Here is a 25,241-nt window from a genome sequence, read left to right on the forward strand (position 1 = left end):
CTGGCTTTGCGATGTTCTGCTTCGAGCCGGCGTCGTGCAGGTGGCAGCGGATGAATTACGACGCCAAGATCGAGACAACGAGCAATACTGATCATTCGCTCGACGCGGACGGCGTGCAAGACGCGCGGTCGCGGCGCCGTGTCCTGCTGATCGTCGGCCTCGTTGTCGTCGCGATGGTTGCACTCTGGTTCTTCATGCATTCGGGTGGAGAGGATACGCTCGCCACCGAAGCCGCTACCCAAGTTCCCGTAGTCACCGTCGCAAGCCCAGGAAGGACGACCATCTCGGGCGAGATCACCGGCAACGGCACGATCTCCGCGCGGCGCGAAATCCCGGTGGGCTCCGTCGGTGAAGGCGGCCAAGTCGCAAGCGTTCTTGTCGATGCGGGGGACTGGGTCAAGGAAGGCCAGACGCTTGCCGTCGTCGATCGCTCCGTGCAAACTCAGCAGGCTGCCAGCTTGGCAGCACAAGTGAATGTCGCGGAGGCGGACGCACGCCTTGCCCAGGCCAACCTTGATCGCGCTCTCAAGCTGGTGGAGCGCGGCTTCATCTCGAGAGCCGATATTGACCGGCTGACGGCTGAGCGCGACGCGGCCAGGGCACGCGTCGAAGTCGCTCGCGCACAGCTCGGTGAAGCGCGCGCCCGCAACAACCGCCTCAACATCATAGCGCCTGAGGGCGGACTTGTCCTGTCGCGCGATGTCGAGCCGGGCCAGGTCGTAGGCGGCGGAAGCGGCGTTCTGTTCCGCATCGCCAAAGGCGGCGAGATGGAACTGGCAGCCCGCCTCAGCGAAGCCGATCTCGCGAAGTTGTCCGTCGGCGTCCCTGCCGAAGTGATGCCGGTCGGTTCCGACCGGACGTTCGAAGGACAGGTCTGGCAATTATCGCCCATCGTGAACGAGCAGGACCGCCAGGGAGAGGCACGCATCGCCCTTCCCTACGCGCCGGGCCTCCGTCCCGGCGGCTTTGCCACTGCGCGGATCGCCTCGGGCACTTTGGTGGCGCCGCGGCTGCCGGAGTCCGCGATCATGACCGACGAGAAGGGCTCCTTCGTCTACATCGTCAACAAAGACGGACGTGTTGAGCGTCGTGCCGTGACCACCGGACTCGTCACCGCTGAAGGTATTGCCATCACAGAGGGCCTGAGCGGCACCGAGCAAGTCGTGCTGCGTGCGGGCGGATTCTTGAACCCCGGCGACGTGGTGAAAACTCGCCGCGCCGAGCAGGGTGGCTGAGCGAAAGACAAATACTATGGGTCTTCGCAACATCTCGGCATGGTCGATCCGCAACCCGATCATCCCGATCGTGTTCTTCTTCGGCCTGCTCGTCGCGGGAGTGGTCTCGTTCAGCCGGATGGACGTGAACAACATGCCGGACATCGAATTCCCGGGCGTGATCGTCCAGGTTTCGCAACCCGGTGCCGCGCCCAGCGAGATCGAAACACAGATCACGCAGATCGTCGAGGGAGCGGTCCGCTCGATCCCGGGCATTGAGGAGATCCAGTCCACTGCATCTGAAGGCAGTTCGGTGACAACGGTCTTCTTCAATGTCGGTACCGACGCGGACGAGGCCACCAACCAGGTCAAGAACGCCGTAGACCAGATCCGCTCCGAGCTGCCCGAAGGTATTCTTGAGCCGCAAGTGCAGAAAATCGAGGCAGGCGGCGGCGGCTCGCTGGCCTACTTCGCAGTAAGCGCAGACGATATGACGATGGAGCAGCTCAGCTGGTTCATCGACGACACCGTGGCCAAGAGCCTGCTTTCCGTAGAAGGCCTTGCCAAGGTCGAGCGCGCGGGCGGCGTTGATCGAGAGATCCGCGTCGTCGTGGATCCTACTCGCATGGCCGCCCTCGGCGTCACCGCCCGGGACATCAACAACGTGCTGCGCGCCGTCAACGTCGATGCTGCCGGCGGCAGGGCAGAGATCGCCGGATCGCGTCAATCGGTTCGCGTGCTCGGCAATGCCGGCAGCGCCTATGAACTCTCGCAGACCCAGATTAATTTGGGCAATGGCCGATCCGTCAAGCTCGCCGATATCGCCAACGTCTACGACGGCTACTCGGAGCAGGTGCGGATCGCCAAGCTGAACGGACGCGAAGTCGTGACCTTCGGCTTCGAGCGGGCGCTCGGTGCTTCCGAAGTGACGGTCTACGACGAGGCGATGGAGCGGCTCGAGCAGATCAAGGAAGAAAATCCGAACGTCCACTTCACGGAGCTGTTCAGTCAGGTCGATTACACCAAGGAGCAGTACACCAGTTCGATGGAGGCACTCGTCGAAGGGGCAGTGCTGGCCATCGTGATTGTCTACCTATTCCTGCGAGACTGGCGCGCCACCTTCATCTCGGCCGTGGCCATTCCGCTTTCGGCGATCCCAACCTTCTGGTTCATGGACTTGCTCGGCTTCACGCTGAACTTCCTGTCCTTGTTGGCGCTCAGCCTCGTGGCCGGCGTGCTCGTCGACGACGCCATCGTCGAGATTGAGAATATCGTGCGTCATATGCGCATGGGCAAAACGGCTTATCAGGCTTCGATAGATGCGGCCGACGAGATCGGTCTTGCCGTGGTCGCCACCACGTTTTCGATCGTCGCGGTCTTCCTGCCGGTTGGCCTCATGCCGGGCATCCCCGGCCAGTTCTTCAAAGCGTTTGGCCTCACGGTGGTCGCCGCGGTGCTGATGAGTCTCGCGGTCGCGCGCGTGGTCACGCCGATGCTCGCCGCGTATTTCCTCAAGGCTCACGGCCATGCCGAACACGGCGGCGGCAAGGCCATGGACATCTACCTGCGCATTCTGAGCTGGACGCTGGACAGCCGTGAATCGCACCGGCTGCGTGCGCTCGTGCAGCGCGCGCCGGCAAAAGCGTGGTTCTATCCACTCGGCGCCCTGCTGATGCTGGCCATCCTGGCTGTGGGTATCGGCCTGGCGTTTGTCGTCTTCAAGACAATCGACGCGGCCCTGCGCGGCATGGGATTCGACCGGACCGCATTCATCCTCTCCGCCGCCGTCGCGCCGATCGCGGCCCCGTTCGTAGTGTTCATCCTGGGACGGCTGTTCCGGACCATCATCGGTGCCTTGGGTGCTTTCGGCAAATGGTACCGCTACATCTCGGATCGCTTCGCCGCCCGCATGCGCGACCACCGGTTCTACGCCTTCTGCGCCGGTCTCTATGCCCTGGTCGTCACTTTCGCGCTGCTGGCGGGAGCGCCGCAACAGTTCCAGCCGAACACGAACGAAGACACCAGCCGCGTCAATATCGAGATGGTACCCGGCACCACGCTGGAGCAGACCTCCGAGGTCGCCGGCCGCGTTACCCGGCTGATAGAGAAGCAGCCCGAAGTCGAGCTGGTTATGGAAGCGGCCCGCGAGGGCAACGCCACGCTGTACGTCTCCCTCAAACCCGCCGGCGAGCGCGATACGACCAGCATCCAGTTTGAGCGCAGGCTGGCTCCTGAGCTGCAACAGATCGCGGATGCCCGCGTCAGCTTCGCCAGCCAGTCCGGCGGCTTCGGCTCCGGTCGTGACATCTCGGTCATGCTTTCCGGCAGCAATCCAGAGCAACTGCAGGCCGCAGCCCAGACGCTGGTCGAGCAAATGCGCGCGATCGACGGCGTGGTCGCGCCCCGAGTGGCGGCAGACCTCAAGCGGCCCGAGCTGGTCATCGTGCCGCGTCTGGAGCTCGCAGCGCAACTCGGCGTCACCACATCCGCACTCAGCCAGACGATCCGGATCGCGACGCTTGGAGAGATCGACCAGAACACGGCCAAGTTCTCACTCACCGACCGGCAAGTGCCGATCCGGGTGATTCTGCCTACGGAATCGCGCCAGAATCTCTCCACGATCGAGAATCTGCCAGTGCCTACCGCCTCCGGCGGATCGGTGCCCCTCAAGCGGGTAGCGGAGATTCGGTTCGGAGCCGGGCCTACGCAGATCCAGCGTTACAATCAGGCGCGCCGCATCTTCGTCGGTGCGGACCTTGGACCGGGCAAGGTCAAGGGGCCGATCATGGCGCAGATCCAGAATCTGCCGATCATGCAAGACCTTCCAAACGGGGTCTCGAATGCACCTGTTGGCGAGGACAAATGGCAGGCGGAGATGATCAACAACTTTATCATCGCCGTCATCAGTGGTATCTTCCTCGTGTTCGCGGTGCTGGTGCTGCTCTACAAGCGCTTCGTCTCCCCGCTGGTGAACATGGCATCGTTGCTGCTCGCGCCTCTGGGTGGGTTGTTGGCGCTGACCATCGTCGGCCAACCGGTCTCGATGCCAGTGTATATCGGCATTCTCATGCTGCTGGGCATCGTCGCCAAGAACTCCATCCTCCTGATCGACTTCGCGATCGAGGAAATGGAGAAGGGAGTGAACAAGCTGCACGCCATCATGGACGCAGGTCGCAAGCGCGCGCAGCCGATCGTGATGACCACTGTCGCGATGACCGCGGGCATGGTTCCGACCGCGCTTTCCCTATCGGGCGACGCGGCGTTCCGCGCGCCGATGGGCCTCACCGTGATCGGCGGCCTGCTGCTCTCGACCTTGCTGACGCTGGTGATCGTGCCGGCGGCTTTCAGCCTGGCGGACGGCTTTGAAAAGCGGATCGGCCCCAAACTTCGCCATACGTTCCTCACGTATGACCCCGCGCAGGTTAAGGCCGCGGCGGCGCAACACAGCCCCGCCGACGACGGTGGCTTGCCGGCCGAATAGCCGCTCGTTCGCGGCCTAACTTCCACGGAGCGTGCTTCTGCCATCCTCGCCGCTACGCCAGAGCTCAGTATCAGTCCCGACCACCGACCGTGCTCGCCGCATGCGTCAGACCGCCACGGGGCTTCTACTGTTCATGGGCATCGCTTTCATCGCGATGCAGCACTTCGCCGGCACGCACCCGGCCTGGGGCTTTGCCATTGCCTTTACGGAAGCCGCGATGGTTGGCGGTCTTGCCGATTGGTTCGCGGTGACCGCTCTGTTCCGCCGCCCTCTGGGCTTGCCGATCCCCCATACCGCGATCATCCCCACCAACAAGGATCGCATTGCCGACACCATGGGCGCTTTCCTGCGCGACAACTTCCTGACGCCGCAGGTGGTCGCCCGCCGAGTGGCAAGCTTCAATGTAGCGGCCAGTGCGGGCTCTTTCCTTGCTGGCTCCAGTGGAGACGGCCAGTCCCGCCTTCGCGCGGGAGCTGCGAACCTATTCGCGGACATTCTGGAATCGCTCGACCCGGAGCGGATCGGGACGCAAGTGCGCGCCGGCTTGGCTCATCAGATCGGCAAGATCGAGCTTGCGCCGCTGCTCGGCCAGATGCTCTCCGCATCGATTGCGGATCGCAGACACCTTCCGCTGATCGAAGGAGGCATCCGCTGGGCGGGAGAGGCACTGGAGGCTAACGAAGACCTTGTCCGCTCCATGATCCGCGAGCGTGCTAACGGGCTGATGCGCTTCGCTGGCCTCGACACTCGCCTGGCGAACGGCGTGCTGGATGGGCTCTACAAGCTTATGGCCGAGATGATTGTGCAGCCCGATCACCCCCTCAAGCTCAAGATCGAGGTCATGCTTGAGGAACTGGCGGACAAGCTGATGCACGATCCCGCGATGCGCCTGAAGGTGGAACGAGCCAAGCTCGACCTGCTTTCCAATCCCGCCGTCGCAGATTGGTGGCAGAGCGTATGGGAGCGGCTGCGTCGTGCGCTGATCGACGCAGCACGCAATCCCAACGCTGGGCTGGGCGAACGGCTCGAGGGGATGATGGGCGAACTGGGTCAGGCCCTGCGTGAGGACGCGGCGCTGCAGCACCAGATCAACCGTTTCGCCCGTCGGACGCTGGTGGGCGTGGCGTCCAGATACGGAGACGAGATCGTGCGCATTGTGTCCGAAACCGTGAAGCGCTGGGATGCGCAAACCGTGACCGAGCGCCTTGAAGGTGCTGTCGGACGAGACCTTCAGTTCATCCGAATCAACGGCACGCTCGTTGGGGGGCTGTTCGGTCTTGGCATCCACGCAGTGGAACGCTGGCTGTGACGGTGGAGCCTCTGCTCAAGACCGAGCGATTCGACTTGTGGCGCCCCAGAGGACCGCAAGACCTCGACGGGATTTGCCGGCTCATCGCCGATGAAGAGACGCGCCGGTTTCTGGGCACCATCGAGCCATCGCGGCAGTCGCAGTGGGAGCGACTGATGCGCAATGCCGGCTCGTGGAGCCTCTACGGGTATGGCTCCTTCTTTGTCCGCCCCCGCGGAAGCGATGAGATCATCGGCAATTGTGGTGTCTTCCACTCCTGGCGCGGCATCGAGCCGCGGATGGACGATCAGCCCGAAGGGGGCTGGGTCGTGCGGCGCGACTACTGGGGACAAGGCCTCGCCCGAGAGGTGATGGACGTGGCCCTCGCCTGGTTCGGCGCCAAGCATGGACCCAAGCGGATCGTGGCCATGATCGAGCGCGAGAACGTCGGCTCGCAGCGCGTCGCCGCTGGCCTGGGCTTCACCCCCTATGCCGAGAAGCTGGAAGAGAACGGCACCATGCTGGACTTTTACGAGCGCTTGCCACAGCCGCAGTGAGAGCATCGGCAGCCCGGGGGCATGCCCCCCAAGCCGTATTCAGCAGAAGTCTAGCCCGTAGAACTTGACGATGTGCTCCCATCCCTCTTCGGCGGTTTCGCACCAATGGAAGAGATCTGTGTCGTTGGGGTTGATCACGCCCTCTTCCGCCATTGCGTCGAAGTTGATGACCCGGTTCCAGTATTCCTTGCCGTAGAGCAGGATCGGGATTGGCTTCATCTTGCCGGTCTGCACCAAGGTTAGCAGTTCCAGGAACTCGTCCAGCGTGCCCAAGCCGCCCGGGAATACCGCTACCGCGCGAGCGCGGAGCAGGAAGTGCATCTTGCGCAGCGCGAAATAGTGGAACTGGAAGGAGAGCCGCGGAGTGACGTAGGGATTGGGCGCCTGCTCATGCGGAAGCACGATGTTAAGGCCAAGAGACTCGGCCCCGACGTCCGCCGCACCGCGGTTCGCCGCTTCCATGATCGAGGGGCCACCCCCGGAGCAGACTACGAACTGGCGCATGCCGTTCTCGACAATGGCGCAAGAACTTGCCGTGCGCGCGAGCTTGCGCGCTTCCTCGTAGTACTTGGATTTTGCGACGAGGCGCTCGGCAACAGCCTTGCGCTCAGGCGTGGTGGCCGTCGCCAGCACCGCCTCGCAATGCTCGGGCGCGGGTATGCGTGCTGAGCCATACATCACCAGAGTGGAGCCGATATTGGCTTCCTCCAGCAGCATCTCGGGCTTGAGCAATTCGAGCTGGAAGCGGACCGGACGCAATTCGTCGCGCAGCAGGAATTCGGAATCGAGGAATGCCAGCCGATAGGCTGGGTGCTGCGTCTGCGGCGTGCCGTCCTGCGCCTCGGCGAAGGATGCTTCCTGCTCGGCCTTATAGAAGCGACGGTGTGTTAGCTTTTTGTCTTCAGGTTCAGTCATAAGCGATCACATGGCGACTCTCGCGGCCGGCGTCGAGAGCAAAGCAGAAGGCAGCGACGCTGGCTCGCCCGCCGCGCACTGAGGCGCTACTGTCGTCTGATGCCGAACCGACGTAGTCTCCTCGCAGGGCTTGCTGCCACCGCCGCCCTTTCTGCCAGCCAAGCCTCGCTTGCGAGGCGCTTGCCCCCTTCCCTGGCTGTAACGTCCAAGCCCTCCCGCCTGCACTCTGGAGACACGCTGGGACTGGTTGCGCCAGCTGGCTTCGTCGCCGACAGGTTCGGCGTGGATGCCATCGAAGACACGGTCCGCGCCATGGGTTTGGTGCCGAAGCTTGCCCCACACCTTACCGCCCGCGAAGGCTACCTTGCAGGTGACGACCGCACGCGCGCCGCAGATTTCCAAGCGATGTTCGCCGATGAGGATGTTGCGGCCGTGATGAGCGTGCGCGGCGGCTGGGGCTGCGCGCGCATCCTGCCTTACCTAGACTTCGCGGCACTCACCCGCAGCCCCAAGCTCTTCATCGGCTTCAGTGATAACACGGCGCTGCACATGGCTATCGCGGCGCGCTGTGGCTTTCCCACGATTCATGGATCGAATGCCTCAACCTCGTGGCGGCAATCCTCATGGGACGCATTCCACGCGCTCGCTTTCGAGGGTGCGACACCGACAATCGCCACGCCCTCCAGCCCCGCTGCGCTCCTGACCAGCGGGGCCTCACGCGTCCGCACCTTCCACTCGGGCAAAGCGCGAGGACGGCTGCTCGGCGGCAACCTTTCGGTTCTGAGCGCGCTTGTTGGCACGCCTTTTTTGCCGGATTTCACCGGCGCGATCCTGTTCCTCGAAGACGTCAACGAGTCCGAGTACAGGATCGACCGTATGCTCACACAACTGGCGCTGTCCGGTATCCTGGCCAGAGTTGCCGGGATCGTCTTCGGGCAATGCACGAACTGCGCCGAGCAGGCGGCGGGCTACGGCAACTTCACCATCTACGAAGTACTTGATCGCGCTTTCGCCTCGCTTGGCGTGCCGGCGTTCCAGGGTGCACCGTTCGGGCATATCTCCGGGCAAGTCAGCATCCCCGAAGGTGTCATGGCCGAAATCGACGCCGATGCGGGCACCATTCGCGTGCTGGAGCCGGCGGTGGCCTGAAACAAGCGCATCCGCCGCACCCCGGCGCTAGAACCAAGCACCCGCCAGCGCGTTCAGCTGAGCATGGGTGGTGCAATCATAAACTGGCTCCGCGCGAGCTGGGACACGGTGCGTACGAGCTTGTGGCTCATTCCTGCGGTGATGTTCTTCCTGGGCGTCGCGCTGGCGGTAGCAGCGCTCGATTTCTCGATCGGGTGGGAGGAAGGCCGACGGCTCGCCAAGTGGATCGGCAGCGGTGATGGTGATGATTCCCGCAATCTGATCTCCACATTGCTCTCGGGCGTCATTTCGATGGCCAGCATCGCGTTCTCGGTAACGGTCGTGGCCCTCACCCTTGCTACCAACACGTACGGGTCCAGGCTCATCCGGATCTTTCGCTCAGACCGGCGAACCCAGCTTGTCCTTGGCACGTTCGTGATGACGATCGTGTATCTGCTGCTAGTGCTGCGGGCATTGCGAGGATCTGCGCCCGCGGCTGAGGTGCCGGAGGTCGCCGTTGCCGGCGGAAGCTTCCTGGCGCTTGCCTCCGTATTTGCCCTGCTGGCCTTCATCCAGGGCGTCGCAAGTCTGATAGCAGCCGATGAAGTGGTCCGCCGCGTCCGGCGTGAACTCGACGCCGCGATTTCCGAATTGCCGATGCTGGGCGCGGAAGCGGCACCGCCCGCCCAGGCCGACGGTCGCGATCAGCAATGGACAAAGCTTCGGCTTCCACACGAAGGCTATGTGCAGTCAGTGGAGTACGCCAGGATCGTTCGGTGGGCGCAAAGGCACGATGCTGTCGTGCGGCTAGATTTCCGCCCTGGCGACTTCGTCGTGGAAGGCGACCGCAAGGTCTCCATCACCCCGCCTCCGCCGGACCCCGAGCGGGCCCGCAAGCAGATCAAGATGTTCATCGTCAGCGGAGAACAACGCACTCCCACGCAGGACCTGGAGTTCGCCATTCGCCATCTCGTGGAGGTAGCGGTGCGCGCACTTTCGCCGGGGATCAACGATCCGTTCACCGCGATGGCCGTGATCGACAGGTTGCGCGGCGCCTTGGCCAAGCTCGCCGTTCGCACGCTTCCGGCCCGGATTCTGACTGGCAGTGACGGACAAGTACGGGTGCTAAGGCGGGTGAGCGATTACGCCGGCGCCGTGGATGCCGCGCTTGATCAAATCCGCCAGGCTGGGTCTACGATGCCTTCGATCCTCATCCACATGCTGGAGGCGATCGAGGGGTTGGCGGATCACATTCGAACCGAAGAGCAGAGGGCCGCCTTGAGGCGCCACGCGGAACTTGTGCGCGACGCCGCCCGCCGGGACGTTCGCGAGCCGCAGGACCAGCGGGATGTCGAGCGGGCATACGAACGAGCGCTCGAAGCCCTGTCCGCGCTGGATGTGTCGGCGCCGGATTTCCGCAGCCGCAGGCCGGCTTAACGCCTTTGAGTTTACCGGCCCTTGAAGCCCTTGGCGATGACGTACCACTCGGAGGAGTCCTTGCGGCTTGCGGGCGGCTTGGCGTGCTTCACGGTGGTGAAGTGCCGCTTCAGCAGCGCCAGCAGCGTGGCATCCGTCCCGCCCGCCAGCACTTTCGCCACAAAGCCCCCGCCCGGCGCAAGAGACGCAATCGCGAAGTCGGCTGCGGTCTCGACCAGGCCCATGGTGCGCAAGTGGTCGGTCTGCTTGTGACCCACCGTGTTGGCCGCCATGTCCGACATGACGAGGTCAGGCGCGCCTTCCAGCGCGGCTTCCAAGGCGGCAGGCGCTTCCTCTGCCATGAAGTCCATCTCGAAGATCGTGACGCCCTCGATCGGCTCAGTCGGCAAAAGGTCGATGCCGACAATCTTCGCCTCGGGACGGCGCAGGCGCACGACCTGGCTCCAGCCGCCGGGCGCAATGCCAAGGTCCACCACGCGAGTGACGCCCTTCAGCAGATCGAACTTCTCGTCCAGTTCCGCAAGCTTGTAAGCAGCGCGGCTGCGGTAGCCATCGGCCTTCGCTTTCTTGACGTAGGGGTCGTTGATCTGCCGCGTCAGCCACCGGGCCGAACTGGTCGTGCGCTTCTTGGCGGTGCGCAGGCGCTCACCGGGATCGCGGCCGGAACGACTCATGACCGGCCCGCGGCGCGATAACGCTCGCCACCTTGCCCGTGCGCCGCGATCAGGCTGCGCAAGATGCCCTCCCGAATGCCGCGATCGGCCACCCCGAGACGGCTCGCAGGCCATAAGTCGAGTATGGACTCCAGGATAGCGCAGCCGGCCACAACCAGATCGGCGCGCTCTCGCCCGATGCAGGCCAGCTGGCGCCGTTCCTCGATGGGCATGGAGGACAGCCGTTCGCTGATCGCACGCATGGCCTTGGCGGGCACGATCAGGCCGTCCACGGCACTACGGTCATACTGCGGTAACTCCAGATGAAGGCTGGCAAGAGTAGTCACTGTGCCGCTGGTGCCCAGCAGGCGCAGCGGCCCCGTGCGGGCGGCCGAATCCCGCGCCGGTTGAGTGCGGCGCGCAAAGGCGGCGAAGCTTTCCGAAACCAGCCCGTGCATGTGCCGGTATCGCTCGAGCCGAGCCTCCCGCGTCAGCCCTTCGGCGCCGCAACTTTCGCTCAGCGAGACGACACCCCAAGGCACGCTCTGCCAATCCAGGATGCGTGGCACCGTGTCGGTGCTTTCGATCAGCACCAACTCGGTCGAGCCGCCGCCGATGTCGAAGATCATGGCCGGTCCCATGCCCTCCTCAAGCAGCACGTGACAGCCCAGAACAGCAAGGCGTGCTTCCTCGCGCGCACTGATGATGTCGAGGGCAATGCCCGTTTCCTGGCGCACCCGCTCGATGAACGCGCCGCCGTTGTCGGCTCGCCGGCAAGCCTCTGTGGCTACTGATCGCGCAAGATAGACGTTGCGGCGCATGAGCTTGTCCGCACACACGCGCAGGGCGCCAAGCGTCCGGTCCATTGCTTCGTCGGAAAGGCGGCCCGTCTGCGCGAGGCCCTCACCCAGCCTGACGACGCGGCTGAAGGCGTCAATCACCGTGAAGTTCTCACCCGAAGGGCGAGCGATCAGCAACCGGCAATTGTTGGTACCAAGATCTATCGCGGCATAGGCTTGGCGGTGTTGCCGCTGGTGAAGGGGGCTGCGGGGCGCTGAGACGCCGTTGTGCTCATCCCGGCATGGACCAGTGAAAGTTCCGGCTTTGTCATTCTCGCGCGGCGCGGCATTTGTCGCATGAGGCCGTCCACCCGCGGGACGGGCTTCCGGCATATCGGCGGCGGATGGACGTACTTTGCCCTTCCGCGCGTTGCGCCGCCTTGCACGGCGGCCCGACACCTCGACCTTCGCTGCCGGCGGAAAGGGATCCGCCATAGGTAGCAAACTCTTCCAATATCATCCCGCTCAAGACGAACGGGCACCTGGCGGCGATGCTAACGTCCCCAGCTCCCACGTGCAAGTGGCGCGCCAAGACTGCCCCCGGACGCTTGCACAAACCGGACGTGCATCGCCGGGAGCCAAGCTCAGCCTCCTCCGGCCAACGCATGTTCGAGTTTAGCAGAACCGCCTGTCTTAAAAGGGGCTTGACCGGCCGAAACCACCCATCTATTGGCGCTGGCTCCTGCCCGATCCTCTAACGGTAAGAGAGCGGACTCTGACTCCGTCAATCAAGGTTCGAATCCTTGTCGGGCATCCATCACCTTGTCCTTTGACATCAAAGCTTGTCCTTTGTGACACCGAGCGTGTCCCGGCGTAGCTGTGCCGGATGCTCTCACGACCCAGCGCGGCCGACGGCAGCTAACCCGGGTTGCTTGTCGTCTGCGCCAAGGACCGAGTTTAGGCGGAAGCCGGCTTATTAAGAAAAAGCCCGTGTTAGCTATTCGAAGCCTCGACGGCACTAGCCACCCACTGCCTCCGGATGGAAACTGTCTGCACGTGCCCGAAAGTTGAGCAACTTTGCTGGCGTGTCCCCAGTGCGGAACGAGTAAGTCACGCCCGCCGGGATAAACATCGAGCCACCGGCAAACAGCGCCTTATCTCCCCAGTGGAGCGATCCCTCGGCTACATAGAAAATCTCGTCCGCATCGTGGGCGTGTGGCGCTATCAGTGTGTGCGGGTTAAGGCGCATCTCCATCAACTGCATCGCAGTAACGTCTCCCTCTTCGTGGAAACAGCTGTCCTTCCAGTTCGGTCGGATCGATGTGGCTACGCATCCATCCCATGGAGATGTCGCCAATTTTCCGCCAGGTGAGTTGGGCCTCATGATGCACACGGATGGACATGACCTACTCCCGTTCTGTTACAAGCACGGCATCGTTGCACGAGAGGATAGCGACTGTATTGCGGCGGCGAACGGTCAATCTTGCACCTGTATCGTCCACGAGAAACAAAGGAGGTGCCTCGGCGATGTCCATCATCAGGATCCTGACCGCAATCTCGGGCTAATCTCCCTTGCTGGTCCAAGCCGTAGGTCTTTCGCTGGGGCCATCGTTCAGGACGAATACGACATCAACGCACCCTGGCATCGCCATGAGATGCACCAGCTTCAATACGCGTTTGAGGGCTCGATGGAGGTTGAGGACCAACACGTCCGGCATCTTCTGTCGCGCAGTCTGGCAGCGTGGGTTCCAGCTGGCACCCGGCACCGCAACAGCTTGCACCGAATTCGTTCTGTCTCGGTGCTTCTCATGCGATGCTGCGTTCCCGACGCGGGACAAGGGGGTGCGGATCCTGCGTGTGTCGCCGCTGATGCGCGAGATGCTCGCAGAGGCTGGGCGGTGGCCGCTACCTGAACCGCTGAACAGTACAGGCCGCTTTTGCGCGCCTAAGTCGGGAGTGGATTGCGGACTGTGCGCCGCTGACCCTGCCAACCAGCACCGACGCTCCGCTGAACAAAGCGCCCGCAGACCTGCCGGATCGCTTCGCCATTATCACGGCGAAAGTCAGCGATCGTCTTGTGGTCGGGCACGAGCCGCCCGGTCAACCACATCAGTCCCACATTCCGGTCGGCCTCACGCTCCAGGCGGCGGCTCGACTGCACCCGATTTAGATAGCCATAGATGTAGAGCTTCAGTAAAACCGAAGGATGATAGGAAGGGCGGCCCGTCGCAGCTGGTTCGACACCCGCAAAGCCAAGCTCTCCAAGCTCAAGCGCATCGACAAAGGCATCAACCGCCCGAACCGGATTGTCCTCTCCGATCCAGTCATCAAAACACGGCGGAAAAAGTGTCGTTTGGCTACGATCCGCACCGGTGATGAAGCGACCGGTATGACCCTCCAGACTGTCACCCGATCATACCATATCTACCGCGTTTTCACACAGTCTGGACCACTTGCCGCTCCACCTTCCGCCGCGCCGCTGTCATAGCGGCTTCATGGAGGCGAAGTAGCGCGGCTTGGAAACCAAGCCCCTTTCGATCCGAGAGCCACGATGTTTATCTCCGCGCATCTCGCCAACGGTCCGCGACCGTCTCCGGCCCCATGAACGATATGTCGGCGGTGGTTAACCGGCGCGTCGCTGCGGCCGAAGAGGCGGAGCTGCGCCGGGCCTTGTACCGCTTCGTGACCGGCCGCCTGAATGACCGCACTGAGGGCGAAGATATCGTCCAGGAGACATATCTGCGGCTGTACGCATACCGGCGCACTCGTCCCATCTTGGAGGCCGCGCCGTTCTGCTTCGCAGTGGCACGCAACCTCGTCGCGGACCACTTCCGCCGCTTGCGCACGCGGCCGCCCGCAGCCGAGCTGGCCGAGAGCATCGTATGTCCGATGCCGCGCTCCGAAGAGGTTCTGGACTATCGCCAGCGGGTCGACATCCTGGTGGCGGCGCTCAAGGTGATGCCGCCGCTGCGGCGAGAGATCTTCCTGCGCCGTCGATTGGACGGCGTTCCCGGCGACACGGTGGCGGCGGATCTGGGAATGACGCGCGCTGCTGTCGACAAGCACTGCACTCGCGCTCTCACCGACCTGCGCCATGCTCTCGAGCGGCGCGGGCTGCTGCCGGGGAACACCGCGTGAGCCGCCGCTTGGCTCTGCGGGAGGCGGCGCATTGGGCGTTGCGCGATGACGATGCGGTGTTCGCGACTCCTCCGCCGCGTGCCGCGGCCGACATCCAGGCGGTCCTCGACGATGAGGCCTTGACGGAGGCGTTGGGCGAAGTCGCTGCGATCGGGCGGCTCTCTGATCATGAGGTGCGCGCGATGCGCGAACAACGGCGACGGACGCTCAGCGCCGGGCTGGCGAGCGTGCTGGTGGCAGTGGTCGGCCTGGGTGTTTGGCACGTTGGCCTCGCCCCGGAAGCGCCGATTGTGGAGCACATCGAGACGCGGCGCGGCGAGCAGCGGCTGGTGCAACTCGCCGATGGATCGCGCCTCCAGCTCGACGGCGCGACCAGTCTCGACGTGACATTCTCGTCCGATGCACGCCGCGTGCAACTCCAGCGCGGCGAAGCTTACTTCGACATCGCCCATGATGCGCGGCGGCCGTTCGTGGTGCAGGCCGGCGCGTCGCGCACGCAAGTGCTCGGCACGGCATTCACTATCGATATTGGCCAGCGTGCAGTGAAGCTGGCGGTCTACCGAGGCAAAGTGCGGTTCGGAGCGGCGGGTGGCGGGCAGAAGGACATGGTCGTCCCGGCCGGCTGGCGCTCCAGCTTCGCCGAGGGCACGGCAGTCCGGCCGACGCGCTTCGATCCGACGCAGCAGGACTGGCGCAGTGCCTGGGTCGATACTGACGACATGATCCTGAGCGAGCTGGTGGCCGCGCTCAACCGGCGCGGCGGCCATGTGATCTCGTCACCACCCGGGGAATTGGCCGATCTGCCGCTGTCTGGTCGCTTCAAATTGAGCGACCCCGAGGAACTGCTTGGCGCGTTGGGAGAGTCTTACGGGTTCCGTGTCGTGCGCAAGCCGGAGCGGCTGGAGCTGGTCGCAGATCCGGATGCGGCGCCTTAGAGCACGGAGGCGCGCAGCTGAGTGTGACGCCGAACTGCCACAAAATTCTTTTGTCCCGATTGCAGTCCCGCCCCGTCTTCTCGTCGGAAGGCGCAACGCGCCGAGCGGAGGACGTACGATGAAGTTTACGGGGGTATCTATTGTCTCGCTGGCAGCCGCGCTGAGCGCGCCGGTCGCAGCCTACGCACAGCCGGCGCAGTCGGTGCGCTTCGACATCGGCGCATCGGAGTTGAGGGCGGCACTGTCGCAGTTCTCGCGCCAGACGGGCATGCAGGTGGTGGCTGCTCCTGCTGTCGTTGCCGGCCGCCGCACCAGCGGCGTTCGCGGGACTTTCACTACCCGTGCGGCGCTGGACCACATGCTGCGCGGCACCAATCTGGTCGCAACAGTGCGCGGCAACGTGGCGGTGCTGAACCGCGACCGCTCGGCCCCCGCACAGCGGCCGGTTGCGCCGGCGCCCATTCGCGAGGTCTTGCTGGCGGAACCCGGCGTGTCCTATGTTTCGGGCGCCAGCAGCGAGGCCCCGTCGACCGAGATCGTCGTCACTGGCTATCGCGAGAGCATCGCGCAGGCGCAGCAGCTCAAGCGATCAGCGGTAGGCACGCAGGACAACATCGTCGCGACCGACATCGCCGCCTTCCCCGACCTCAACCTGGCGGAGGCGCTCCAGCGCGTGCCCGGCGTCACTATCACCCGTGACAGTGGCGAAGGCCGCCAGATCGCCCTGCGCGGCTTGGGTGCGGATTTTACGCGCACGCAGCTCAACGGCATGGAAGTGCTTGGCAACACGGCATCGGGTATGGACAACCGCGGCGGCGTGAGCCGCTCGCGCTCGTTCGACTACAGCCTGTTCGCATCCGAGCTGTTCAACCGGGTCACGGTGCAGAAGTCTTTTTCCGCCGAGCAGGACGAAGGCGGCATCGCCGGCACCGTTCAGCTCTCCACCGCCAAGCCCTTCGACTACGACGGGAACAAGTTCGTCGTTTCGGCCAAAGGTCAGACGAACACCAACACCGATGGCGTCACACCGCGCCTGGTCGGCCTTGCCTCGACCCGGTCGGGTGATTTCGGGGCGCTTGTCTCGGTCGCCTACAGCCGCATCCGGAACAACGAGTACGGCTACCGCAACTGGGGCTGGGGCCTGACCAGGTATGCCGCTAAGAACATCGGCCCGGAGATCGACGCGGCAACGCGCGAGCAGCTGCTTGCCGGCGTATGGCAACCTACCGCCCAGTCGCCTTCGAGTTGGCACACGGACCGCCAGCGCCTGGGCATCACCGGATCAGTGCAGTACCACCCCGGCGACAATTTCAAGCTCGACATTGATGCACTCTACGGCCGGCTTTGGGATCATCGCGACGATTACGCTGTGGCTAGCGCCGGCGCCAATCCGCTGACCGGCAACACAATCAGCGGCGCGCAGATCATTCGCAGAGCCGTAATCGACGACACCAACACCTTGCGCGCTGCAGACTTCACCGGCATCGACGAGCGTTCCGAGCACCACATCGTCAAGAACCACACCGACTTCTATCAAGGTGTGGCCAACGCGATCTGGGACCTCTCTGATCGGATCACGGTCCACGCGCTGGGCGGCTTCGAAGAGTCCAAGTTCGCGCAGCCTGTTTTCGATAAGGTGTTCATGGAAGCTAAGGACATGGCCTTCAGCTACGACACCCGACCCAAGATTCCGTTCAATACCTATAGTAAAGCTTTAACTGACCCGAACAACTGGGCGCTGCAGCGCCTCGACGTTCAGGAAAACGAGATCACCAATCGCTATACCAATGGCCAGCTGGACGCGGCATACAAGCTCGATGATGCGGTCACGCTCAAGACGGGCGGCGAGTACAAGCGCTTTGTGAACAGCGGCTATACCTGGGCCAACAAGGTGTTTCACAACGTTCCGACGGTGACGCCGATCCCGAACGAGCTGAAGCACCTGGTCAAAGTCGATACGCTCACGCAGTATATCGTGGGTAACGTCGACGGCGTCTATGCGCTCATCGGCGACCCGCGTGACCTGACGGCGAAGAACCTGCAAGCCGGCAGCGACTACCGCGTCGAGGAGGAAACTTGGGCCGGCTTTGTCCAGCTAGATCTCGACACCGAGGTGGGCGACATGCGCCTGCGCGCCAATGCCGGCGTGCGCTACTACTCCACTGACCTGACATCCTCGGGCAATCTGGCGACCGGTGCGGGCTTCGTGCCGGTTTCGATCGAGACCAATAGCAACGGCTGGCTGCCCGCAGCCAACGTGGCGCTCGACGTCACGCCCGACGTGGTGGTGCGCGTCAGCGCCAGCCGCAACGTCAACCGTCCGGGCCTGGGTGACTTGGCGGCGGCCGGCTCGATCACCACGCGCCCCAACGGCGGCTCGCTCAGCCTCGGCAATCCGTTCCTCAAGCCTTACAAGGCCACCTCGGTTGAAGGCTCGCTCGAGTGGTACATGGATGATAATGGCTTCGCCTCGCTCGGGTTCTTCTACAAGAGCATGGACAGCTTCATCACCTCGTCCTCTAAGCAGATCCCTTATGGCGAGACCGGGCTACCGCTCTCGCTGCTGATCCAGGGCCAAGACGCGAATACGCAATATGACGTCAGGCAGCCGATCAACGGCCCGGGCGCCGACATCAAGGGCATTGAGGCCGCTTTCCAGCACGACTTCACGTTCCTGCCGGGCGCGCTGAAGGACTTGGGCGTGGTCGCCAACGGCACGTGGTTCGATGGCGAACGGACCGCGTTCTACACGACCGGTGGCGTCACCACCTCGCGGCGCCTCCCGCTCGACAATCTCTCCAAGTGGGCGTTCAACCTGACGCTGTACTACGAGAACCCCGTTTGGGGCGTACGCGTGTCCGATGCGTACCGCAGCCGTTACCTGACTGGCGCTGGCAACGCGCTGGCAAACTCAGGCGGCGGCATCAAGGCGACCAACAACGTCGACTTCCAGGCGTACGTCAATGTGCGCCCCGGCATTCGCGTGATCGCCGAGGGCATCAACCTGACCAACGAACCGATCCAGCAATTCGCCAGCATCGATGCCGACCGGACCGAAGTCTACACCACCAGCGGCCGCACCTTCTCGCTGGGAGTGAGCGCCGAGTTCTGAGCCAGTAGCCCCAACAACACTCGCACCTTCGTCGTTCCTGCGCACGCAGGGACGACGGGCGAGCAGTCGAACAAAAGAGAGCATCCATGCCTTCCGTGATCCTCGCCTTGGCTCTTGCGGCAGCGCCCGGTTCGGCGCCGCTGAAGATGAATGACATTGCCGCCGTCGGCACGCACAACAGCTACAAGCAGGCGATGCCGGCCGAGACGATGAGGAGAATGCGCGCGCTCGAGCCGAAGACCGCCGAAGCGCTCGATTATAGCCACCGGCCGCTGGTAGAGCAGCTCGACCATGGCGCCCGCCAGCTCGAGATCGACGTGAACTTCGATCCGAAGGGCGGCCATTATGCGCGCGGATCGAGCGATCCCGACCTGATGAAGCCCGGTTTCAAGGTTCTGCACATCCCCGGCATCGACAACGCCAGCCACTGCGTGTTGCTCACCCGGTGTCTGCGCACGATCAAGACGTGGTCCGACGCGCACCCCGGCCACGTGCCGATCCTGCTGTTGTTCAATGCTAAGGACGAGCAGAACGCCGCAAGGGGCGGGATCAACGCTCTAGCCTTTGATGAGGCCGCCTACGACGCGCTCGATGCGGAGATCCGCTCGGTGCTTGGCCCCGAGAAGCTGATTGTCCCCGATGATGTCCAGGGCTCATATCCGACGCTGCGGGACGCAGTGCTCGCCGGCAACTGGCCGACGCTGGACAAGGCGCGCGGCCGCTTCCTCTTCGCGCTGGACGAGTCGCCGGCCAAAGTCGCGGTCTATCGCGGCGCCCGCAAGTCCCTGGAAGGACGCGTATTCTTCATCAACACCGACGAGGCTTCGCCTGCCGCGGCCTACCTCACGCTGAACGATCCGATTGCGGATGGCGAGCGTATCAAGCGCGACGTCGCCGCCGGCTATCTCGTGCGCACCCGTGCCGATGCCAACACGGTCGAAGCTCGCGAGAACGACACGGCTCCCCGAGATGCCGCACTGGCGAGCGGCGCCCAGTACGTCTCGACCGACTACCTTTGGCCCGACCGGCATCTATCGGCCTATGTCGTGCTACTCGATCCCAAGGCGCCCATCCGCTGCAATCCCGTCCGCCGTCCGGCAGGGTGCACCGCCACCAAGCTGGAGCCCGCCAGATAAACGCTCCAGTGCGATTAGCTCGGCGTTTGATACGCGAACCAGAGCCCTGTTCACCGCGTTGTGCTGGCAAGCAGACCAAAGGTGAGACATCGATGAAGACCGTGGCTTTTCCCGAGGGCGAGAAGGTACCCGCTCTCGGCCAGGGCACCTGGATGATGGGCGAGCGCCGTGATCGCCGCGCGGGGGAGATCGCCGCGTTGCGCACGGGTGTCGAGCTGGGCATGACGCTCATCGACACTGCCGAAATGTACGGCGACGGTGCAGCAGAGACGCTGATCGCCGAAGCGCTCGGTGACATTCGCGACAGGCTGTTCCTGGTCAGCAAGGCATATCCGCAGAACGCCTCGCGCTCGCGCCTGTCGGCGGCGTGCGAGGCCAGCCTTAAGCGGCTCGGCACCGACCGGCTCGACCTTTATCTCCTTCATTGGCGCGGCTCGGTTCCCCTCGGCGAGACAATCGAAGCGATGGAGGCGCTGAAAAGAGCCGGCAAGATACGGCACTGGGGGGTCAGCAATCTGGACACGGACGACATGGAGGAACTGATTGGGGCCGGCGGCGATGCCTGCGTCACCGACCAGATCCTGTACAACCTGACTCGGCGCGGACCAGAGCATGACCTGCTCCCTTGGCTGGAGACGCGTGCCATGGCGGTAATGGCCTATAGCCCGATCGAGCAGGGACGGCTCATCGAGCACCCCACTCTCGTTGATGTGGCTGAGCGGATAGGCGCAACACCGGCGCAGGTCGGACTGGCCTGGTCGATGCGCCGCGACGGTGTAATCGCCATCCCCAAGGCCGGCACGGCGGCCCATGTCCGCGAGAACCGTGCGGCTGCAGATCTCATGCTGCCGGAAGACGTTCTCGCCGCGCTGGACGCCGCCTTCCCGCCACCACGCACTCGTCGTCCACTCGAGATGCTGTGATCGGGTCGAATGCCTCTGTTCTTCACCGCCGACACTCACTTCGGCGATCACCGCACGATTAACATTCACCGCCGCCCTTTCGCTACCGTCACGGAAATGGACGAGGCGATGGTCGCCGGTTGGAATGCGGTGGTCGGCTCCGACGACGAGATCTGGCACTTGGGTGATGTCGCCCGACGCGCAAGGGACGTCCCAGAGCTGCTCGCGCGGCTGAACGGCACCAAGCACCTCGTGCGTGGCAATAACGATGAGCCGGGCACGAGCGAGGCTGATGGCTGGGCAAGCGTGCAGGACTATGCCGAACTCACTGTTAACGGCGTTCTCCTGGTCCTTTGCCACTATCCGTTCAGGAGCTGGAACAGCCAGCATCGCCTCTCGATCAACTTGCATGGGCACAGCCATGGGCGGCTCAAGCCGATGCCGCGGCAATTCGATGTCGGAATGGACGCTCGCGGCTACCGCCCTGTCGCGCTCGACGACCTGCTGCGGCCGCCAAACGCCTTGCGTTCCAGCTCGGCAGACCGGGTTCCTTGATGAGGATGGAACCGCTACTGCTCTTTATGGCGTCACTTGCGGGAGGTGCGTCGTCCAGCCTGCCTTGTGTGCCGGTTGCGTCCGACCATCTGGCACCGACAACATCAGCATTGGATGAGCATAGAGCCCTTCGAAAAGCGCTCGGCGAACCGATCCCTCATTCGCCAACGATGATCATGCTTTACGGCAAAGGCGGGCATCTATCGACCGAGGAATACAGCATCGTCCTCGTTCGGCAAGCCGATGCCGTATGGCGCGGGACGGCGGTAGGTCGAAGCCGGATCTGGGTGAAAGACGCGCCATACAGCCCTATGAAGCGTGTCGAGTGGGTGCTTGAAAAGGCTGCAGCCGGACAGCTTGAAGATGCTATTTCGCGCCGATGTTCTTGGAACCGGGCAGAGGCTTTGCAAGCGAACAAATCCGGCCCTACACCACGAGATTACATACCGGAACGCATCGATGTGATTACCGCTGGCGATGCCCCGATAACGTTTTATGCGGACGAGGGAGATGGCAGGATTGCCGCGCTGATCCGTCCGCCGCGGTAGGCGTGACTGGAAAGGGACTGGGAGCTCGGCTTGCCCCGGCTATCGGAGTAGCGCCAACTCCAAACACTTGATACTGTTCTTGAGCCGCATGCCATCAGCGTCGCGCGAACAATGCGAGTGCACCAAATGAAACGACTTACCCTCACCCGTTTTATGATTGAGGAGCAGCGCCGCTCCGGGCTCTTGAGGCCTGAACTGCGGTTGTTGATCGAAACTGTCGCCCGTGCTTGCAAGACCATCAGTCACGCGGTTGGCAAGGGCGCGCTCGGGGAGGTTTTGGGAAGCCTCGCCAGCGAGAACGTTCAAGGAGAGGTCCAGAAGAAGCTAGATGTCATCGCCAATGAACTCCTCTTGGAGGCAAACGAATGGGGAGGTCATCTCGCAGCGATGGCGTCTGAGGAGATGGAGACCATCCATCGCATTCCGAACCGCTACCCGAAGGGCGAGTATCTGCTGCTGTTCGATCCGATCGACGGGTCGAGCAACATCGACGTCGATCTATCGGTCGGCACTATCTTCTCGGTACTCAAGGCTCCGGCGGACGCTTCTGGTCGCGAAATTACCGAGCAGGACTTCATGCAGCCCGGCAGCAGCCAGGTCGCGGCAGGCTATGCCATTTATGGGCCCCAGACGCTGCTGGTGCTAACCTTGGGAACGGGAGTTTACGAGTTTACTCTCGATCGAGAAGTGGGCTCATGGCAAATGACCGATGGCCCGATGAAGCTACCTGAGGGAACGTGCGAATTCGCCATCAATATGGCGCGTCACCAGCAGTGGTCACCCGCGATCCAGCGGTACCTCGACGAGCGCCTTGCCGGCGAGAATGGTCCTTGTGGAAAGGACTACAACATGCGCTGGACCGCTTCGATGGTTGCCGACGTGCATCGCATTCTGAAGCGTGGCGGCATTTTCTTGTACCCCGCCGATCACCGGTCTCACGGTAAAGCCCGCTTGCGCCTTATGTATGAGGCGAACCCGATGGCATTTCTGATCGAACAGGCGGGGGGCGCTGCCAACAATGGCTTCGATCGCATTTTGGACTTGGAACCAAAGGGCTTGCACGAGCGCGTCGGCGTCATCCTCGGTGACAAGGTCGAGGTCGAGACGGTGGCAGCATACGGCCTGGAGCTCAGGGAAGCTGTGCACAGCTGACTTTTACGCGAAGGAACCGATGCGCTTGGGGGCGGCTCCGCACGTCCCTAGTCACCTACCGCAGCAGCGGCGCTGTCCCGGTCATTCGCGGATCAGTTAGCGGTCCCGACTGCTCTCCGATCTGCGCTTCCGGCGCTGCTTGAGGGCAACGACACGGGCACTGTGGCTTCCTTGCTGTGGGAGTGAAGGGTTGGTGGCCGGTCCGCTGGCGGATACTTTTGGCGTTGACTGATGTCGGCCGGAACAACTCGGCTGGCCGCTCGCTATCGCAGCAGGAAAGCAGGTCCTGGAGCAGGCATGAGGGCAACCTCGCCCGCTCTGGTGTGATCACTCATTTACCCTGCTGACGCAGACCGACGAACTCACTGACGCCGTCGACGCCTACAGGACCTTCGACCGGCGCGAGGCCGGATGGCTGAAGGTCGAACTTGAGCCAACGGAGTAAAGTCATGCGCGAACCCACTCAAACGAACAGCACCGAGCCGACCGCGACCGGCGGCGACACCAATCGTCGCACCTTTCTCACCGGTGCAGCGATCGCGGGCGCCGCTGCCGCTGCTGGCCCCGCGCTGGCGCAGAACAGGGGGCAGTCGAGCGGCTCGGACGCGCCGATGACGGCCCAGGCTGCCAGCTTCCCCGAGCCGCCCTACCCCGCGCAACAGCAGCCCTGGCCGGGCCTTGCCCAGCGCATGAACCCGCGCCCCGATCATGGGGAGGAGCATTATCGCGGCACCGGCCGACTGCGCGGCAAGCGGGCGCTGATCACCGGGGGAGACAGCGGCATCGGCCGTGCGGCGGCGATCGCCTTCCTCAAGGAAGGAGCGGATGTGGCCATCGCCTACCTTCCCGTCGAGGAGCCCGATGCCCGCGACGTGGCGCGCATAGCAGAGCGCGAAGGGCGACGCTTCGCGGCATTCCCCGGCGACCTGCGCGACAAGGCTTATACCACGTCGCTGCCGGACCGGACCATACGCGAGCTCGGCGGTCTCGACATCCTGGTCAACAACGCCGCTTACCAGCAGTGGGTGCCTGGGTTGGAGCAATTGTCGGACGAACAATTCGACCAGACAATGAAGACGAATCTTTACGCCATGTTCTGGCTAACCAAGGCGGCCTTGCCGCATCTGCGACCCGGCTCTTCGATCATCAACACGTCCAGCGAGGTGGCCGCTACCGCACCCGAAGGGCTGATCGACTACTCGATGACGAAGGCGGGTATCCTCACCTTCACCAAATCCATGGCGAAGCAGCTCGCATCACGCGGGATCCGCGTGAACGCGGTGGCGCCTGGCCCAATCTGGACGCCGCTCCAGGTTTCTGGTGGACAGCCGACGGATCAGCTGCCGCAGTTCGGATCGAGCACGCCCATCGGTCGGGCCGGACAACCCGTGGAACTCGCTCCTCTCTACGTGGCGCTCGCGGATCCGGCTCTAAGCTATTCAACCGGCCAGGTGTTCGGCGCCACCGGCGGCGATCCGCAACCCGGCATCTAATCTAAGTGCTGCAGCGAGAGGTATCCCTTACGCGCGGCGACACGAAGCTCGGAGCGCGATTGTCCAAATACCTGCTTCCGCATCACATCAAGATCCTACCTGCGCTCCAACCTGCGCAGTGATCCGATGATGGTGGTGGTCCTCTCCCGCAGCCCCTTCTGCGCCAAGGACCGCCACCACTTCCAAGAACCCCGGCGATAGCGAGACGCAAGCCAGGTCGAAGTTCGATGGCGTCCGTTGCTGCCTGGGAGCGCGGTGCCAATGCAAATCAGCCGCGTCCGAACTTAGTCCCTGAAGCTCTCGCCCCAGATCGTATAGATGAATGTGGCCGACCAGGTGATCAGCATGAAACCGCTGAGGGAGAGCGTCATCACCAGCAGTCGGATAGCTCCATGAGCCTCAAGCTGGGTATAACCCAAGGTGGCGAAGGACACCCCCGCGAAGTACAGGTAGTCGGCGGCGGAGCTTCCGAGACCTTTCGTGAGCGTTCCGTTGGCCGGGTCAGACAGCAGATAGGCAAGCACGCCCGCAGCGGCTGCGATCTCCACCAGGTGCAATAGCGCAAGCCCCCAAAAGGTGGCCAGCAGCCCCAAGTGTCGGTGCCTCTCTTGTCTTGGTTTCGCCCGACGAATCAGTTCAAGACCAATCATGTGCAAGAAGCCGTAGAGGAAAAGCACTCCTATCCCCCAGGCCAAAACCGTTATCTCGTTGTTGCTCATAAGCTGAACAATGACTCTTGGCCGTCCCCGTTCCGGATTTATAACGCTAGGGGTGGACCGAGCCATTCATGGGGTCTGATGCACCGGTAAGCTTGTTCT

Annotated in this window: 20 protein-coding genes, 1 tRNA gene and 1 pseudogene; 16 read left to right on the forward strand and 6 right to left on the reverse strand. The window is 63.4% G+C overall.

The window, feature by feature from the left end; all coding sequences use genetic code 11:
• The first annotated feature begins 50 nt into the window (after positions 1 to 50).
• The 4 genes from ABVV53_RS17075 (at position 51) to ABVV53_RS17090 (ending at position 6,540) form a co-directional block, all read left to right on the forward strand.
• Positions 51 to 1,235, forward strand: coding sequence for an efflux RND transporter periplasmic adaptor subunit (locus ABVV53_RS17075; RefSeq protein ID WP_353985637.1), 1,185 nt, complete (start codon positions 51 to 53; stop codon positions 1,233 to 1,235).
• A 16-nt stretch (positions 1,236 to 1,251) separates the two neighbouring features.
• Positions 1,252 to 4,695 carry an efflux RND transporter permease subunit gene (locus ABVV53_RS17080; RefSeq protein WP_353985638.1) on the forward strand — a complete coding sequence of 1,148 codons (3,444 nt, stop codon included), beginning with the start codon at positions 1,252 to 1,254 and terminating at the stop codon, positions 4,693 to 4,695.
• A gap of 100 nt (positions 4,696 to 4,795) precedes the next feature.
• Positions 4,796 to 6,004, forward strand: a complete 1,209-nt coding sequence (locus ABVV53_RS17085) for a DUF445 domain-containing protein (protein ID WP_353985639.1) — start codon at positions 4,796 to 4,798, stop codon at positions 6,002 to 6,004.
• The gene (locus tag ABVV53_RS17090; protein ID WP_353985640.1) at positions 6,001 to 6,540 is read left to right on the forward strand and encodes a GNAT family N-acetyltransferase; all 540 of its coding nucleotides are present in this window, start codon (positions 6,001 to 6,003) and stop codon (positions 6,538 to 6,540) included. The genes ABVV53_RS17085 and ABVV53_RS17090 overlap by 4 nt, the downstream gene beginning before the upstream one ends.
• 39 nt (positions 6,541 to 6,579) lie before the next feature.
• Here ABVV53_RS17090 and ABVV53_RS17095 read toward each other — a convergent pair whose 3' ends face one another.
• Positions 6,580 to 7,455 (reverse strand): LOG family protein, encoded by an 876-nt coding sequence (locus ABVV53_RS17095; RefSeq protein ID WP_353985641.1) that lies wholly within the window; start codon positions 7,453 to 7,455, stop codon positions 6,580 to 6,582.
• Positions 7,456 to 7,554: 99 nt separating this feature from the next.
• Here ABVV53_RS17095 and ABVV53_RS17100 point away from each other — a divergent pair, with 99 nt between their 5' ends.
• Positions 7,555 to 8,604, forward strand: coding sequence for a S66 peptidase family protein (locus tag ABVV53_RS17100; RefSeq protein WP_353985642.1), 1,050 nt, complete (start codon positions 7,555 to 7,557; stop codon positions 8,602 to 8,604).
• Between the two features lie 63 nt (positions 8,605 to 8,667).
• Complete coding sequence (locus ABVV53_RS17105) at positions 8,668 to 10,020, forward strand: DUF2254 domain-containing protein (protein WP_353985643.1); 1,353 nt, start codon at positions 8,668 to 8,670, stop codon at positions 10,018 to 10,020.
• Between the two features lie 11 nt (positions 10,021 to 10,031).
• On the opposite strand, the gene ABVV53_RS17110 is transcribed toward ABVV53_RS17105, so the two are convergent.
• Positions 10,032 to 10,694 (reverse strand): RlmE family RNA methyltransferase, encoded by a 663-nt coding sequence (locus ABVV53_RS17110; protein WP_353985644.1) that lies wholly within the window; start codon positions 10,692 to 10,694, stop codon positions 10,032 to 10,034.
• Positions 10,691 to 11,947, reverse strand: a complete 1,257-nt coding sequence (locus ABVV53_RS17115; protein ID WP_353985645.1) for a Ppx/GppA phosphatase family protein — start codon at positions 11,945 to 11,947, stop codon at positions 10,691 to 10,693. Before ABVV53_RS17115 ends, ABVV53_RS17110 begins: the two co-directional genes overlap by 4 nt.
• 248 nt (positions 11,948 to 12,195) lie before the next feature.
• Between ABVV53_RS17115 and ABVV53_RS17120 the strand changes: the two genes are divergently transcribed.
• Positions 12,196 to 12,269: transfer RNA gene (locus ABVV53_RS17120), tRNA-Gln, on the forward strand.
• Positions 12,270 to 12,470: 201 nt separating this feature from the next.
• Here the strand turns inward: ABVV53_RS17120 and ABVV53_RS17125 are convergent.
• Entirely contained in the window at positions 12,471 to 12,716 is a 246-nt protein-coding gene (locus ABVV53_RS17125) for a cupin domain-containing protein (RefSeq protein ID WP_353985646.1), read from the reverse strand.
• Between the two features lie 747 nt (positions 12,717 to 13,463).
• A pseudogene (locus ABVV53_RS17130) lies at positions 13,464 to 13,853 on the reverse strand (transposase); the annotation flags it as partial.
• A 200-nt stretch (positions 13,854 to 14,053) separates the two neighbouring features.
• On the opposite strand from ABVV53_RS17130, the gene ABVV53_RS17135 reads away from it, so the two are divergent.
• From ABVV53_RS17135 to ABVV53_RS17175, 9 genes are all read left to right on the forward strand, one after another.
• The gene (locus ABVV53_RS17135) at positions 14,054 to 14,590 is read left to right on the forward strand and encodes an RNA polymerase sigma factor (protein ID WP_353985647.1); all 537 of its coding nucleotides are present in this window, start codon (positions 14,054 to 14,056) and stop codon (positions 14,588 to 14,590) included.
• On the forward strand, positions 14,587 to 15,525 hold the full coding sequence (locus ABVV53_RS17140) for a FecR family protein (protein ID WP_353985648.1): 939 nt from the start codon (positions 14,587 to 14,589) through the stop codon (positions 15,523 to 15,525). The genes ABVV53_RS17135 and ABVV53_RS17140 overlap by 4 nt, the downstream gene beginning before the upstream one ends.
• Positions 15,526 to 15,643: 118 nt before the next feature.
• On the forward strand, positions 15,644 to 18,637 hold the full coding sequence (locus ABVV53_RS17145; protein ID WP_353985649.1) for a TonB-dependent receptor: 2,994 nt from the start codon (positions 15,644 to 15,646) through the stop codon (positions 18,635 to 18,637).
• Between the two features lie 86 nt (positions 18,638 to 18,723).
• Positions 18,724 to 19,773: a phosphatidylinositol-specific phospholipase C1-like protein gene (locus ABVV53_RS17150; RefSeq protein WP_353985650.1), complete on the forward strand. Its 1,050-nt coding sequence runs from the start codon at positions 18,724 to 18,726 to the stop codon at positions 19,771 to 19,773.
• Between the two features lie 92 nt (positions 19,774 to 19,865).
• Positions 19,866 to 20,696: an aldo/keto reductase gene (locus ABVV53_RS17155; RefSeq protein WP_353985651.1), complete on the forward strand. Its 831-nt coding sequence runs from the start codon at positions 19,866 to 19,868 to the stop codon at positions 20,694 to 20,696.
• 9 nt (positions 20,697 to 20,705) lie between these two features.
• A complete protein-coding gene (locus ABVV53_RS17160; protein ID WP_353985652.1) occupies positions 20,706 to 21,230 on the forward strand; it encodes a metallophosphoesterase family protein in 525 nt (174 codons plus the stop codon).
• Positions 21,230 to 21,778, forward strand: a complete 549-nt coding sequence (locus tag ABVV53_RS17165; RefSeq protein WP_353985653.1) for a hypothetical protein — start codon at positions 21,230 to 21,232, stop codon at positions 21,776 to 21,778. The genes ABVV53_RS17160 and ABVV53_RS17165 overlap by 1 nt, the downstream gene beginning before the upstream one ends.
• 126 nt (positions 21,779 to 21,904) lie before the next feature.
• Complete coding sequence (locus ABVV53_RS17170; RefSeq protein WP_353985654.1) at positions 21,905 to 22,930, forward strand: class 1 fructose-bisphosphatase; 1,026 nt, start codon at positions 21,905 to 21,907, stop codon at positions 22,928 to 22,930.
• 449 nt (positions 22,931 to 23,379) lie between these two features.
• Positions 23,380 to 24,423 (forward strand): SDR family oxidoreductase, encoded by a 1,044-nt coding sequence (locus ABVV53_RS17175; RefSeq protein WP_353985655.1) that lies wholly within the window; start codon positions 23,380 to 23,382, stop codon positions 24,421 to 24,423.
• Between the two features lie 284 nt (positions 24,424 to 24,707).
• Here the strand turns inward: ABVV53_RS17175 and ABVV53_RS17180 are convergent, their stop codons facing one another.
• Positions 24,708 to 25,142 carry an ion channel gene (locus ABVV53_RS17180; protein WP_353985656.1) on the reverse strand — a complete coding sequence of 145 codons (435 nt, stop codon included), beginning with the start codon at positions 25,140 to 25,142 and terminating at the stop codon, positions 24,708 to 24,710.
• Between the last annotated feature and the right edge of the window lie 99 nt (positions 25,143 to 25,241).

Source organism: Novosphingobium kalidii (assembly GCF_040534015.1).
Taxonomy (GTDB): domain Bacteria; phylum Pseudomonadota; class Alphaproteobacteria; order Sphingomonadales; family Sphingomonadaceae; genus Novosphingobium; species Novosphingobium kalidii.

Excerpts from the sequence above, each read along its gene's own strand:
- ABVV53_RS17080 (WP_353985638.1), top strand. The coding sequence starts at position 1,252 with ATGGGTCTTCGCAACATCTCGGCATGGTCGATCCGCAACCCGATCATC.
- ABVV53_RS17150 (WP_353985650.1), top strand. The coding sequence starts at position 18,724 with ATGCCTTCCGTGATCCTCGCCTTGGCTCTTGCGGCAGCGCCCGGTTCG.
- ABVV53_RS17100 (WP_353985642.1), top strand. The coding sequence starts at position 7,555 with ATGCCGAACCGACGTAGTCTCCTCGCAGGGCTTGCTGCCACCGCCGCC.
- ABVV53_RS17175 (WP_353985655.1), top strand. The coding sequence starts at position 23,380 with ATGCGCGAACCCACTCAAACGAACAGCACCGAGCCGACCGCGACCGGC.
- ABVV53_RS17110 (WP_353985644.1), bottom strand. The coding sequence starts at position 10,694 with ATGAGTCGTTCCGGCCGCGATCCCGGTGAGCGCCTGCGCACCGCCAAG.
- ABVV53_RS17135 (WP_353985647.1), top strand. The coding sequence starts at position 14,054 with ATGAACGATATGTCGGCGGTGGTTAACCGGCGCGTCGCTGCGGCCGAA.
- ABVV53_RS17180 (WP_353985656.1), bottom strand. The coding sequence starts at position 25,142 with ATGAGCAACAACGAGATAACGGTTTTGGCCTGGGGGATAGGAGTGCTT.
- ABVV53_RS17165 (WP_353985653.1), top strand. The coding sequence starts at position 21,230 with ATGAGGATGGAACCGCTACTGCTCTTTATGGCGTCACTTGCGGGAGGT.
- ABVV53_RS17085 (WP_353985639.1), top strand. The coding sequence starts at position 4,796 with ATGCGTCAGACCGCCACGGGGCTTCTACTGTTCATGGGCATCGCTTTC.
- ABVV53_RS17105 (WP_353985643.1), top strand. The coding sequence starts at position 8,668 with ATGGGTGGTGCAATCATAAACTGGCTCCGCGCGAGCTGGGACACGGTG.
- ABVV53_RS17170 (WP_353985654.1), top strand. The coding sequence starts at position 21,905 with ATGAAACGACTTACCCTCACCCGTTTTATGATTGAGGAGCAGCGCCGC.
- ABVV53_RS17115 (WP_353985645.1), bottom strand. The coding sequence starts at position 11,947 with ATGGCGGATCCCTTTCCGCCGGCAGCGAAGGTCGAGGTGTCGGGCCGC.
- ABVV53_RS17095 (WP_353985641.1), bottom strand. The coding sequence starts at position 7,455 with ATGACTGAACCTGAAGACAAAAAGCTAACACACCGTCGCTTCTATAAG.
- ABVV53_RS17075 (WP_353985637.1), top strand. The coding sequence starts at position 51 with ATGAATTACGACGCCAAGATCGAGACAACGAGCAATACTGATCATTCG.
- ABVV53_RS17155 (WP_353985651.1), top strand. The coding sequence starts at position 19,866 with ATGAAGACCGTGGCTTTTCCCGAGGGCGAGAAGGTACCCGCTCTCGGC.
- ABVV53_RS17125 (WP_353985646.1), bottom strand. The coding sequence starts at position 12,716 with ATGCAGTTGATGGAGATGCGCCTTAACCCGCACACACTGATAGCGCCA.
- ABVV53_RS17145 (WP_353985649.1), top strand. The coding sequence starts at position 15,644 with ATGAAGTTTACGGGGGTATCTATTGTCTCGCTGGCAGCCGCGCTGAGC.
- ABVV53_RS17160 (WP_353985652.1), top strand. The coding sequence starts at position 20,706 with ATGCCTCTGTTCTTCACCGCCGACACTCACTTCGGCGATCACCGCACG.